This is a genomic window from Gordoniibacillus kamchatkensis (assembly GCF_000829455.1).
GTDB lineage: Bacteria > Bacillota > Bacilli > Paenibacillales > NBRC-103111 > Gordoniibacillus > Gordoniibacillus kamchatkensis.
On record NZ_JXAK01000012.1, the window covers coordinates 119,518 to 131,867 of the forward strand.

General features: G+C 57.6%; 17 protein-coding genes. 6 read left to right on the plus strand and 11 right to left on the minus strand.

Features of this window, described 5'->3' with window-relative positions:
- Positions 1–31: 31 nt before the first annotated feature.
- A complete protein-coding gene (locus SD70_RS09200; RefSeq protein WP_041047280.1) occupies positions 32–457 on the plus strand; it encodes a DUF1885 family protein in 426 nt (141 codons plus the stop codon).
- A 240-nt stretch (positions 458–697) separates the two neighbouring features.
- Here the strand turns inward: SD70_RS09200 and SD70_RS09205 are convergent, their stop codons facing one another.
- From SD70_RS09205 to SD70_RS09220, 4 genes are all read right to left on the minus strand, one after another.
- Positions 698–997: a DUF1292 domain-containing protein gene (locus SD70_RS09205; RefSeq protein WP_041047281.1), complete on the minus strand. Its 300-nt coding sequence runs from the start codon at positions 995–997 to the stop codon at positions 698–700.
- A gap of 217 nt (positions 998–1,214) precedes the next feature.
- Complete coding sequence (locus SD70_RS09210) at positions 1,215–1,658, minus strand: stalk domain-containing protein (RefSeq protein WP_231571128.1); 444 nt, start codon at positions 1,656–1,658, stop codon at positions 1,215–1,217.
- A gap of 163 nt (positions 1,659–1,821) precedes the next feature.
- A complete protein-coding gene (locus tag SD70_RS09215) occupies positions 1,822–2,727 on the minus strand; it encodes an alpha/beta hydrolase (protein WP_041047282.1) in 906 nt (301 codons plus the stop codon).
- A complete protein-coding gene (locus SD70_RS09220; RefSeq protein ID WP_231571129.1) occupies positions 2,724–3,443 on the minus strand; it encodes a CcdC family protein in 720 nt (239 codons plus the stop codon). The genes SD70_RS09215 and SD70_RS09220 overlap by 4 nt, the downstream gene beginning before the upstream one ends.
- Positions 3,444–3,729: 286 nt before the next feature.
- Here SD70_RS09220 and SD70_RS09225 point away from each other — a divergent pair, with 286 nt between their 5' ends.
- Both SD70_RS09225 and SD70_RS09230 read left to right on the plus strand, forming a co-directional pair.
- Positions 3,730–3,966, plus strand: a complete 237-nt coding sequence (locus tag SD70_RS09225) for a DUF3892 domain-containing protein (protein WP_041047283.1) — start codon at positions 3,730–3,732, stop codon at positions 3,964–3,966.
- Positions 3,967–4,285: 319 nt separating this feature from the next.
- Positions 4,286–5,887 carry an ATP-binding protein gene (locus SD70_RS09230; protein ID WP_041047284.1) on the plus strand — a complete coding sequence of 534 codons (1,602 nt, stop codon included), beginning with the start codon at positions 4,286–4,288 and terminating at the stop codon, positions 5,885–5,887.
- A 64-nt stretch (positions 5,888–5,951) separates the two neighbouring features.
- On the opposite strand, the gene SD70_RS09235 is transcribed toward SD70_RS09230, so the two are convergent.
- Positions 5,952–6,395 carry a GNAT family N-acetyltransferase gene (locus tag SD70_RS09235; RefSeq protein ID WP_041047285.1) on the minus strand — a complete coding sequence of 148 codons (444 nt, stop codon included), beginning with the start codon at positions 6,393–6,395 and terminating at the stop codon, positions 5,952–5,954.
- Between the two features lie 192 nt (positions 6,396–6,587).
- Here SD70_RS09235 and SD70_RS09240 point away from each other — a divergent pair, with 192 nt between their 5' ends.
- Entirely contained in the window at positions 6,588–7,013 is a 426-nt protein-coding gene (locus tag SD70_RS09240; RefSeq protein ID WP_041047286.1) for a CBS domain-containing protein, read from the plus strand.
- A 31-nt stretch (positions 7,014–7,044) separates the two neighbouring features.
- Here SD70_RS09240 and SD70_RS33055 read toward each other — a convergent pair whose 3' ends face one another.
- The 6 genes from SD70_RS33055 to SD70_RS09265 all read right to left on the minus strand — a co-directional run bounded on the left by SD70_RS33055 (position 7,045) and on the right by SD70_RS09265 (position 10,435).
- Complete coding sequence (locus SD70_RS33055) at positions 7,045–7,593, minus strand: hypothetical protein (RefSeq protein ID WP_052487205.1); 549 nt, start codon at positions 7,591–7,593, stop codon at positions 7,045–7,047.
- Entirely contained in the window at positions 7,578–8,270 is a 693-nt protein-coding gene (locus SD70_RS33060; RefSeq protein ID WP_052487206.1) for an ArnT family glycosyltransferase, read from the minus strand. The genes SD70_RS33055 and SD70_RS33060 overlap by 16 nt, the downstream gene beginning before the upstream one ends.
- Positions 8,267–8,611: a DUF2304 domain-containing protein gene (locus tag SD70_RS09250; RefSeq protein ID WP_041047287.1), complete on the minus strand. Its 345-nt coding sequence runs from the start codon at positions 8,609–8,611 to the stop codon at positions 8,267–8,269. Before SD70_RS09250 ends, SD70_RS33060 begins: the two co-directional genes overlap by 4 nt.
- Positions 8,608–9,315, minus strand: coding sequence for a glycosyltransferase family 2 protein (locus SD70_RS09255; protein ID WP_041047288.1), 708 nt, complete (start codon positions 9,313–9,315; stop codon positions 8,608–8,610). Before SD70_RS09255 ends, SD70_RS09250 begins: the two co-directional genes overlap by 4 nt.
- Positions 9,316–9,491: 176 nt before the next feature.
- Entirely contained in the window at positions 9,492–9,941 is a 450-nt protein-coding gene (locus SD70_RS09260) for a hypothetical protein (protein WP_041047289.1), read from the minus strand.
- A 101-nt stretch (positions 9,942–10,042) separates the two neighbouring features.
- Complete coding sequence (locus SD70_RS09265; protein WP_041047290.1) at positions 10,043–10,435, minus strand: VOC family protein; 393 nt, start codon at positions 10,433–10,435, stop codon at positions 10,043–10,045.
- Positions 10,436–10,599: 164 nt separating this feature from the next.
- Here SD70_RS09265 and lepB point away from each other — a divergent pair, with 164 nt between their 5' ends.
- Complete coding sequence (gene lepB, locus SD70_RS33065) at positions 10,600–11,328, plus strand: signal peptidase I (RefSeq protein WP_052487207.1); 729 nt, start codon at positions 10,600–10,602, stop codon at positions 11,326–11,328.
- Positions 11,329–11,727: 399 nt separating this feature from the next.
- Entirely contained in the window at positions 11,728–12,135 is a 408-nt protein-coding gene (locus SD70_RS09275; protein WP_041047291.1) for a VOC family protein, read from the plus strand.
- The last annotated feature ends 215 nt before the right edge of the window (positions 12,136–12,350 follow it).

Consider the following 12,350-nt stretch of genomic DNA (forward strand, 5'->3'; position numbering starts at 1 on the left):
GCATCCATACAGGGCAGGTGCACCGATCCATATGAGTCAGAGCGCATACATCAAATTCGTCCCCGGCTCCGCCGTCGCTACCCTCACGATCGACGAGCTGAAGCAGCAGTTGCTGGAATACAAAGACCAGCTGGCCAAAACCGGCTCTCAGCTCGGCTGGGAATACGACGAAGCGGGCTTTCCGTATACGATCGAATCGAAGCCGGAAGGCGAAGGCAAATGGTTTTACCTGAAAGGCAAAACCGCCCTTTACCGCTACTTGCTGCTCGGCGTCGGCAAAGAAGAGCAAGCCGGGGACGGCGAGCCTCTCTGCTACGTGCAGGTGACGCTGCCGGAAGACGCGACGCACGGCGACAAAGCGAAGGGCAACGAGCTGTGCAAACATTTAGCCCGGCTTTGGAAAGCCGAGCTGCATTTGTTCAACGGACGCGTCATGTACTTCAATCCCCGCAAATAAAAGCGGTCATGCAAGGACAAACCGCTTACGCGTCCATTGGACGTGCGCGTTTACCGGCGTTAAGCTGGCTGTGAGACGCCCGGCACATTGCTCGCCGCTATACCTCCAGCTTAACGCCTGGCAGCACAGTCAGCCGAGTATATGCGCAGCTCTATTATCTCGGATGCAGCCAAAAAACCTTCCGGCGCTTTCATTGCGCGGAAGGTTTTTTTGGCGATGCCCTGTAAGCCCCTGAATCGCTTAGTCCTCGTCTTCCTGGGCGACGATCTCGTTATAAATTTGCGCTACGCGGTTCCACTCTTCTTCGTCCTCGATACCGACCAGGAAGGCGTCGTCGTTCTCTTCTTCAATGCGGAAAATGACGCCGTCGGCTTCCGGCTCGTTGCGGTCCAACAGCACGGCATACGCTTTGTTCTGCGATTCGAACGTATAGACGATCACCATTTCATGCTCGACGCCGTCTTCGTCCGTAACGAGAAACACTTCTTCTTCATGTTCGTGGTCGCAATCCGGACCGTGAACGTGGTTATGGTCGCTCACCTTGGTACCTCATTTCCATCAATTTACTCATCGTGCTTGTTCATCGTACCACGCCGGGCATGGGCAGGTCAACGAAGGGCGGGGCGCCCCGAGGACGCCCCGCCCGCAATGCCGTTATTCGGATTTGATTTCTTTCTCGGAGACGACTTTGTACTCGCCGTCCAGCTTCATGGAAAACTGCACCGTATATTTGCCGTATTCGGAAAACTTCACGCCGCTAAATTGCCACGGCAGCCAAATGCTTTCGTCTCGATTGCGTGACGGGCTGTTCGATCGGATCTACGGCGTCGTTCCCGCTTGGCGTTTTGATGGAAATTTTGAAGGAGCTGACGTTTGTCTTCAAATTGTCGATCTGCGCAAACACGACGAAATCGAGCTTGTCGCCGCGGGTCACGCCTCCGAACGGATACTTCATCGTGTATCCGCCGTCCTGTTTGATCAAATCCTTGACGACGAACATATGTACATTCGGCTTATAAAGGGAAACCGTCATGTTTTTGTTGTCCCACCGTACAAGCGCCTGCAGCGAGTCGGCCAGCGTCCTGAGCGGCAGCACCGTCGTCCCGTGCGTGATGAATGCCGGCACGTCCCCGTCCGAGAACGACTGCTCCGCATCGTTCACGTACACTTTCGCTCTGGCGAAGCGTCGTAATCGCCCCAAAGCGAGGCGCCCGTCACAACCCCTGTGCTCAACAGGAATATGGCGATCATCAAGGTTAGTAAACGTTGAGCTTTCATGAAAAACAGAACCTCCATCGTGTGGATACTTATGCTAGTTTATACTCCGTACGATGGGGATAGTTGCGCGGGAACAAGCCGCTCTTTCACAAAAATTTTTCGGCGGAAAGCCGTTCGAGGAACGCCAGCACGCGCTCCGTATATGCTGCCGGATCGGCGCGGTAAGAGCCGACATGCGTGCCGTCGTCCGTCAGCCACAGCTCGAACCGGTCCGGATGGCGGGCTGCCAGCTCGGCGCTGTGCGACGCCGGAATCGCTCCGTCGCCGGAGCTGTGCACGAACAAAATCGGGCGCGGATAAATGCGCTCCACCGCTGACTCAGCGTCGACCTCATCCGTGCGCGTCCCCGTCAGCGGCGGCAAAATCGTCAAAATGAGCGGCGTAAACGGAAAGTTCGGCAGCTTCGTCCACACCGGCAAATTGCGGCGCAAATAGCGCGTCAAGTGCGAAAACGGGCTGTCGGCGATGACGGCGCACACGCCGCTGTCTCTGGCGGCGGCGAGCAGCGACGACGTCGCTCCCATCGAGAATCCGAGCAGCACGATCCGCTTCGCGCCTTGCGATCGCGCCCAATCGACGGCGCCGAGCACGTCCAGCTGCTCGAAGTACCCGACGGAGGTGAGCGTTCCGGTCGAATGGCCGCAATTGCGGAAGTCGTACATAACAACTTCGTAGCCCGCTTCGGCAAGCGACCGCGCCAACGCCAAAGCCGGCAGCCCTTCCTCGAGCCGGTTGCCGGCGTAACCGTGCGAAAACACGATCGTCGCACGCGGCTCCGTAAGGCCGACGGCCGGAATGTGCCAGCCGTCCAGCGTCTCGTCCTCTCCCCGGCTCTTAAAGCGAATGGGGCGGTACGCAAGCCCGTAATTGCGCGGGGTATTCGATACCGGCTTGCGCAGCGGATGCGTCAGCTTCCAGCCGACCATCACGGCAAATACGACAATTACCAGCAATGCGATAATGAGAATGGCGGCTAGCACCCATACAATCATGTTTTTTGGCACTCTCTCTTTAAGGGGAAGTAAGCGCAGGCTGCACGAGAAAGTATGGCTGCGCTGCGGATTGGAAATGCGGGTCTCCGGCTTCCTTGAAACCGTCTTCCCTGTGAATAAAACGTACAGTTGGAACACGAGTTCAAAGTCGCACGCTTCGCTCTCTGCCCCGCATTCTCATCCTCCGCTCCGCCTTTCCCGGGCAGACTGAAGCAAGCATGCTCCGCCGTGTTCACTCGATCGTCCGGATCAGCCTGCGGTACTGAATGTACATATAAACGCGCCAAGGCAACATGACAGCGAGCGAGAATGAAAAAGACCGCCCCCGTCTGGTAAATCGTAATGAATGCTTCAATATAACTGTGTGCGGCGATACGAATGACGAGCAGGGCGAGCAAAATAAAAATGAACGCCTTCGAACGGCGGGCGTATATGCGGCGGCCTTGCACCTGAAACTTGGTCGTCAGCATGAGCGGGTACGAAAACGCCACTGCGCCGATAGCGAAAGCAATAAGCGCCCACGTAAACGGAATGCGCATCGGCGGATACAGAAACATTAGAAAGCCGGTGCTCATTCCGATCGGAGGCATGACGATTTTCATGATGCTGGCCGGCTTCCGCGCCGCGCGCATTCGGATGAAAATTACGGCTAACGCCGCTGCAAGCGTCACCACGAACGAAAGGATATGCAGTCCGGAATTGATCGATAAAGGCATGACGTTCCCTCCACTTGCTTGGCCTGACTAAGCGGATGCCGCTTCATCCTCATCATTATATCACTCGCTCAAGCGAGTTTAAACTTACTGGCTTCACAGGACGGGCTGCAGGAGCTCATCACCCAGATGCACCGAGGGGACGAGGCGGATTTGCCGGTTCCGGTCGGCAAGATGACATTGTCCGGCGCACCGCATGTACGTACTGATGCATTGTGATCCGGAAACGGGGGCATACTACTTTCGGGCTTCGTGCCCGCATTCCGCAACATGAGGAGGAAGCATCATCATGGTCGAACAGCAGCGGAGCGAAGTAGTGGCGGTGCGCAAAAACGGAGATGGCGATATCGTAGAGCTGAAGCTGTCAAACGGTCAGGTCGTCGATTACAAAACAGCGCAGCAAATGGTTCGCGACCGGCAAATCGCCGGCCTGAACGTATTCACGGGCCGCGATGGCGAGCCGCATCTGCGCTCGAACGCAGACGGCGACCCTTCCAACAATCTCGATAACTTGCCGGTGTTCTAAGCAGCTGATCCGGCGAAGCGTCCCCGCGCGTTAGTCCTGACGTTCAGGCAGCGCCGGGGATTTTTATTACCGCCTCAAAATGTTTCAGTTCATTAAAGCGTTAATGTGAAATGAAAAGCATTCTGAACGCCGATAAAACTTCCGCGGAACGCGGCCGTTCATCTTCGAGAATTCATCGAAACGGTTTTTATCATTATTTTTACAACATTCGGCATATCCCTTCAATATTCTGGCAGGGATTTCGATATGAATAGAGAAAGTAAACAGTCGTGGAACTGAAGGGAGTCAATAGGTCGCTCAAGTCGGAGAGTGTACATTGATGGTCTACAAATGGATTATCGCCAGTTACGCCGCATTTATCGCCTTTACGAACATCATACAGTTCGGCCGGTCATCGCTCATGCCCATCCTCCTCTCATTCGCTCTTTTGGCGGCGCTTACGCTCATTGACACCAGCAGCCGCGCCATCGATGCCGCGCGCGCCGGTGCGCTCGTCGTTTTTCAATGGTTCGCCAGCGATTGTTTGTGCTTGCTGCTCTACATGCTGGTGCTCGGCAGAGATTATTACGCAAGCCGAACTCCTCGGCCGGCACGTATCCGGACGATCGGCTACACCGCAGCCTTTCTGCTGACCGACTTACCCGAGCTTTGGCACTTTCCGCCGTCCCACCGCTGGATCGCGGCACTTTTGATCGTGCTTTTTTTCGCGATTGGCGCGTGCGTGATCGAGTACCTCGTCAGCCGAATGAAGGAGGCGGCCCGCTTGCAGGCAGAGAGTTCGATGTTCGCCACTCGCGATGCGCTGACCGGTTTGCTGAATTACGAAGAAACGCACCGCAGTCTCGAGAAGCTGGTCAGCGAAGGCACGCCGCTGCTGCTCGTGCTTGTGGACTGCGCCGACCTGAAAGCGATGAACGTCGCCAAAGGGTATCAAACGGGCAACCTGATCCTAAAGCAAATTGCCGAGCTGCTCGGCATCTCGTTTCCCGATGCGCTGCTGGTCGCCCGTTACGGAGGCGACGAGTTCGCGCTCGCGCTGCCTTACGGCGACGTTCGGCGCACGGCCGAGCACGTCGAGCTGCTGCTCGGCTCCGAGCTGCCGAAGCTGACCGGGATCCGCATGACGTACGCGATGGCCCGGTTTCCCGACGATGCCGAAAGCAGGGAAATGCTCTTGCTGGAAGCGGAAAACCGGCTGTATATGAAAAAGCGAGAGCTGTGGCTGCAAAAGGAAGAGCATATGCTGCGCTCCGAGAAAATGCGCGTCGTCGGCGAGCTGGCGTCCGGCATGGCGCACGAAATTCGCAATCCGCTCACTGCGGTCAAAGGATTTTTGCAAATGTCCCGTTCAAGCGGTTACAACATCGAGCCATGGTACGGACTCATTATGGACGAAATCGGCCGCATGAGCGAGCTGACGGCAGAGTTTCTGCAATTTTCCCGCCCAAGCGGCACCGATTACCGCGAGCAGTCGCTGCAAAGCTGCATTCAGCGGGTCATCGCCCTGACCGATACGGAAGTGTCGCGGCTTGGCCAGCGGCTCATCTACGAGCATCCGGACGAGCCGGTCATGCTCTGGATGGATCCGGACAAAATCGTGCAGCTGCTGCTTAACTTGGTGAAGAACGCATACGAAGCGATGCCCGACGGCGGAACGCTGTATATCCGGCTGCGCCGTTCAGGGCGCACGGCGGTCGTCGAAGTGGAGGATACGGGCGTCGGCATTCCGCCGGACCGTCTGGGCGCCATTTTCCATCCGTTCTACACGACGAAGGACTACGGCACCGGCCTCGGCTTGTCGATCTCGCACAAAATCGTGCAGGATCATAACGGCACGCTCGAGGTCGAGAGCATCGTCGGCAAGGGTACCAAGTTCGTGCTTACGTTTCCGCTGTCAGATGCGAGGCACGCAAACGATTGAATAGTTGCGGACGACACCGGCCATGGACAAGCGTACGGCAAAAAAAGAAGCTGCAGCCCTGCGATCAAGGCTGCAGCTTCTTTTTCATGCGCACGTGGAGAATGCCGGCGTCGTAAAACGGCTTGTCGGAGATGACCTCGTATCCGAGCTTGCGGTAAAACGATTCCGCCTGGCACTGGCCGTCCAGTATCGTCGCTTCGTAACCGAGAGCTTTGGCGTCGTTTTCCATATGGAGAATCAGCTCGCGCCCAAGTCCCTGGCCGCGGTGCTGCCGGCGCACGGCCACACGCTGCAGCTTCGCCGTCTTGCCGTCGTACGGGCGCCAGCGCGCCGTCGCCAGCGCAGCGCCGTCCTGTAATAGCAGGAAATGGCGGCACGCATCGGGCGAAGCGTCGAATTCGTCGATTTCTTCCTCTACGGAAACGCCCTGCTCGGCGACAAACACTTCCTTGCGGATCGAAAAGCACTCGGCCAGCTCGTCTTCGGTGCGCACATGAATGATTGGCATTGCCGTCCCACCCCTTGCTTCAAATCGCTATCCTTCTGATCTTACCCGCATGCGGCCGCTTTGTCCACCGCGTCTTTTCCCGCTTCATTTGTAAGCGCTAACAAAATTGGGCTTGTTCGCCGCTTTAGCTGGCCGCCTCTTTTTGCTACAATAGCTAGCGGGGGGATTTTGCGTATTGAAGGAGCCGGTTCCATGAATGTTGCCTTTTTTTTATTGCCGAAGCAAGACGTGATCGCCGTTACGATTCATTCCACGTTGCGCCAAACGCTGGAGAAAATGGAATACCACCGTTATACGGCCGTGCCGATGCTGACTGACGACGGCCGCTATGTCGGAACCGTGACGGAAGGCGACCTGCTTTGGTATTTCAAAAATGCGGAAGGCGTGTCGTTCGATAACGCCCACCGCCATCTGCTCGAGGAAGTGCCGCTGCGCATGAAAAACAAGCCGGTGCACATCCATGCGCAGATGGACGACTTGATCGAGCTGGCCAAAGTGCAAAACTTCGTACCCGTCGTCGACGATTACGACCGGTTCATCGGCATTGTGCGGCGAAGCGACATTATCGAATATTGCGCGAATCACATGTTTGGACGGGAGGCGGCCGGGAAGCAATAGCCCGCCGCCGTGCCGTCCGCGCGGCGCGCGCCTACCTGCGCGCCAGCACACGCCGCCCCGCCTGCAGGCAGGCGGCCCATAAGAGCGATGCACCGCCCGTTATACAATGGGCGGTCGTCAGCATAAGCATCGGCAGCATGCCGTAGGCGTACCGGTCCACCGGAATAAACGCCATATGCACGGCGACGAACACGAGCAGCGTCAACCCCAGGAAGCGAACAGGACGGCTCCACGGCGCGAGCGCCAGCGCCGCCAGCCAGCCGACCCAGACAAAAAAGCGGTGCAGCTTGACGAGCAGCTCGTAATACCAGACCGGCACTGAGTGCGGATACAATCCGACCCACATCGTCTTAAAGAACGTGACGAACTTGCCGACGGTCAGCCAGCTGAGCCACAGCTTCGGGTCGTCGTGCAGCCCTTGCCGGATGCGGCGCACCCCTTCGGCGAATTGCCGCTTCTCGTCGATTTTGCTCCAATCGATCGTGCCGCGGAAATACGGATCCGTACCACCCAGAAACGGATTGCCGGCCTCGCCTTTGGCGACGAGAATAATTTCGTGGAACGTCAGCCAGTTGCGCACCCACCATGCAGCATCGCCAGGGCAAAGGCGGCGAAGCCCAGTGCAGCCCCGCGCCATTCGACGCGCCTGTTGTCCATCCACAGGAGCGCGTAGGGGACGATCGCCAGCGGCAGCGAATTCGGCCTGATGAGCGTGCACAAGGCGACCAGCAGCCCGGCCAGCGCATGGTCGCGCGGCCGATTGTCCTGCACGAGCCTCACCCCGGCGTACAGCCAGGCGGTGAAACAAGTGAGAAACGGCACCTCCGTCAAAATAAGCGACGCCGACCAGACGTAGGACGGATAGACGGCAGCGAATCCGGCGGCGAGCAAGCCGGTCGCCGGACCGAACAGGCGGCGGCCGGCTAAATACAGAAACACAAGCGAGCCCAATGCAATAAAGCATAGGCAGACGCGGACGATCATGAGCGCCGGCTCGAGCGGTTGGTAGCCGAACAGCCGCAAAAAGCCGGCGAGCAGCAGCGGCCAGCCGGGAGTAACGAGCGTATTCGGCGACGTGTCCCTGTACGCGTAGATGCCGCGCTCGAGCAATTGAACAGCCAGCTTCGTATATTCCAGTTGATCCCATTCCAGCGGGCCGTACTCCGTATGAAGCACGTAACGCAGCCGCAAATACAAGCCGACGGCCAGTATGGCCGTAAGCCCGATCGTGGGCCATCGGCGGGCAAGGAAAGTCATGCGCGGCCTCCTCTCCGCTCTCGCTCCTGCATAAGCGCCAGCTCCTGAATCAGTCTCGTCACCCTGCGGTGCAGCCTGGAGATGACGATCGTCAAATGCAAAATCAGCACAAGCGAACATAGCAGGCCGATAAGAAACAGCAGCGACGGCGCATAAACGATATGTACCGCGCGCGAAATGCGCTCCAGCAGCTGCGGAAACAAGCTGAAGCCGGCCATCACGAAGCCGAGCAGCAGCCACAGCAGCGCGTACTGCTCCTGCAGCTTGCGGCGCCGAATGAGCTCGACGGTCGCGAACAGAAACACCAGGCAAAACAACGCAGACAGCAAATAGATGTTCATAGCGCCCCTCCCTCGCCGCGCAGCCGGGTCATAAGCACCGCCAGCGACACTTTCGCCATATAATACATAGATTTCAACGGTGTAATCGACGATTCGCCGCTTTGCCGCTCATGCATCCGCACCGACGTTTCCGCCAGACGAAACCCGCGCTGCCTGAGCAGCACGATCGCCTCCACCTCCGGATAATCTTCCGGATAATCGGCCGCAAACAGCTCAATGACTTTACGGTTCACGGCACGGAAGCCGGATGTCGGATCCGTCGCCTTCGCTCCGGTCATCCAATGCACCATCCACGAGAAGAAACGGATTCCGAGCCGGCGCGACCAGCTGGAGCGATAGTCCGTCTTGTGCAAAAATCTCGATCCGATACAACAATCGGCTTCGCCGGCGAGCAAAGGGGCGAGCAGCTTGTCCAGCTCCTGCGCCTCGTGCTGACCGTCGCCGTCCAGCTGAACGGCAACGTCGTATCCGCCGCGCGCCGCATAGCGGTAGCCTGTCTGCATGGCCCCGCCGATGCCGACGTTGAGCGGCATATGGATGACCGCAGCTTTCCCTGTCGCTTCCGCGCGCTCGCCGGTACGGTCCGTCGAGCCGTCGTTGACGACGACGATATCGGCGTCCTCCCGCCAGACGTTCACGCTGCTTATGACGCGGACAATGCTGTCCTCTTCGTTATAAGCGGGAATGATGATGAGCAGTTTCACCTGAGCTACGCTCCCCTTGCAGCGGCATAGCCGAACCTGGGTATACCCGTGCCGCGCAGTCTTCGTCCGTATCAGCTTTCCCGCGATTTCCCGCGAATAAACACGGCACTATGGCAAAAACGGGCCGCAGCTGCGATGACGCAAGCTGCGGCCCGTTTTCAGGCAAGTGGGGAGCGTTATTGCTTCTGTCCGGACGAAGCGGCCTGGCTGGAAACGAAATCGCTCGCCCAATCGACCATCCCGTTGATGAGCACCAGAACGAGGTTGACAACGTCTTTGTCCGTCAGAGTGCCGCTCGATTGGCTCGATACGTACTGCGACGTCTTCTCCTCAAGCTTGGTAACCATGCCTTTGATTTGCAGCAGTTCGTTCGCCAGCTTCGCAGCTTGATTGCCACCACCCCCGGATTGGCTCTTAGCGCCGCCTTGGGCTTGCTGGGCTTGATTGCCCTGCGCTTGTCCCCCTGCGGCTGAAGCCCCTTGCTGGGTCTGATTCGAATCGCCGGACGATGGGCCGGACGCCCCCCCGGAGATGATCTGCTTCATCTGCTCAAGCTGCATCAGCATCATATCGTTCTGCTTCGTCAATTCCTCAATTTGCGTTTTCAATTCCTGCGTCTTGATCATAGGTTCCTCCATGCGCGAGTAGTGCCGCGGAGCGGATCCGCACTGTTACGTGTAGCTTTTGCATTTGTTGCCTGCGCTACTCGCGAGTAGGAACGATTTGTTTACACCGCCGGCGGCTCAAAAAACTCCAGCCACTCCCCGACGGGGCCGTAAAAGAAAAAATAGCGCGCGCCGCTGGGCAGCGTCGTAATTTCGGCATCGATGAACGGGACGTTCAGCCCTTTCAGCCGCTCCCATTCCCGCTCGATATCGCCCGTCGCAAAAGCGACGTGATGCACTTTGCCTTCGGCGGGAAGTCCGCTATTATACCCTTCGATCAGCTCGAGCTCGGTGTCCGGCGCCTCCGGGTGCGACAGGAACGCGAGCCGGATGACCCCGTTCGTATGCGGCTCGATAGCGCGCAGCTTAAAGCCTGCGATCTGTTCGTAAAAGGCGATCGACGTTTCCAAATTGTTGACCATTAGTCCGACGTGTTCGATTTTTTTAGCACCCATGCGCGGGTAACCTCCTCGAAATAACGTTCTTCCTCATCTTCCACAAACATACATATTTCCCTAAACAAAAGAAGACAGCCTTTGCGCTCCCGATGCTCTATCATCTAGTTACGAGTTTGCAAGACCGATAGAGAGCATTCTGCGCGAACGGAGGAATCGCATCGATGCAACTGTTGCTGCTTATTGCCATGCTGCTCGCCGGCGGCGAGCCGAATCACGCTGCCGCCGCTTCCACTCCCCTTCCCGCCGTCTACAGCCAAGCCGAGCAAGCGGAACTGTCTTCCGGCGAAAGCCTTATCCCTTACATCACGGAAGGGGATTCGATGAGCCCGACGATCGCCTCCGGCGACAAGCTCGCCGTCGACGGAGCCTATTACCGCAGCCATGCGCCGGAGCGCGGCGACATTATCGTGTTTCGCGCGCCGGACGAGCGCATTTTCGTCAAGCGCGTCATCGGGTTGCCCGGCGAAACGATCCGTTTCGAGCGTTCCGAGCTGTACGTGGACGGCAAACTGGCTGACAACTGGCCGCTCGCGGGCAACACGTCGTCCATTGAAGAGGTGAAGCTGTCAGCCAGGCAGCTATACGTGCTAGGCGACAACTACGCACACAGCTACGACAGCCGGTACATCGGTCCGATTGAAACGGACAGCGTCGTCGGTAAAGTGGTCAGCATCGAGTATAAGAAAAAAACGGCTTCAGCCGGCGCAGGCTCTTCCGTCCGGACTACGCTCGCACAAGCAACACATGTACAACCGAACGTCTTCCGCCTGCAGTCGTCCGCCTTATTGTCGCGCGGCGGCCGCAAACCGGTCTCCGCTTTCGTCGTGCCGCCGCAGCCGAAACCCAAATCAGGCGCGCGTTCGGAAACGCCGCAGAAAGCTGCCAAATGAACCGCAAAGTAGCTTACAGACTGCCCGAGAAAGGCGGGGCGGAGGTAGGGAATTTGGGCGCCCAGGAGCTACAAGTTTTGCGCAGCAAAACTCGCTTCGTAAGTATCAGCCTTTGAACTCGTGTTTCCACCATAATTTCAAATTTGGGAACACGGGTTCAATGAAGCCGGAGATCCGCATTCTTAGGTCCGCAGCGCAGCCATACTTTCTCGGCCTGTTTGAGCCTTTACCAGTTATATTCGACGAATTCCGATGCAGTCCTGCCGAGTGCTTGCCGGCATCAACGAGGCGTTCTCGCCGCGCAGCTCCGCTTGACTTGCTTGACGATGCGCCTTGCGCTATTGTAATAGGGAGACAACTTTTAGGCGATAGCCTGCGGATAACGGGGAGATCACGACGATGGCAAGATTGATACCGTATATTTACGGCGAGAACGTGCGGGAACAAGGGGAATTTTATGCGAAGGCGCTGAACGGCGAAATCGCGAACGTGCTGACGTTCGGCCAAGGGCCGGGTGCCGATCCGTCCATCGCCGATCGGGTTATGCATCTCGTGCTCAAGGCGGGCGACTTGACGCTGTTCATGGCGGACTCCGTCAAGGGGGCGCCGGTTCGCGGCAGCGGGCTCGATCTGACGCTGGAATACAAGACGGAAGCCGAAGCGCGGCGCGTCTTCGAAGCGCTCTCCGACGGCGGCAGCGTGCTGATGCCGTTCGAACGGATGTTTTGGGGGACGATGTTCGGCCGCCTGTCGGACCGGTTCGGCGTCCGCTGGCAAGTCGTCACCGAACCTGACGCAGCCGGTTGACTGCGATAGTGCGGAAAAACAAAGCACCCTGCCAGTCTGAAGTGCACCCCTTAGAATAGACATTGGAAAAACCCCTAGGTTAATCCGATGATTTCTAAGGGGTGCATTTTTATTGACAGTCAAGGGTCAGAAGTTTAAAAAGTATCCAGAGGAATTGAAGAAAGAAGCTATTCGCCTTCATATGGAGGAGAAGTGGACGTATCGGCAGATTACTG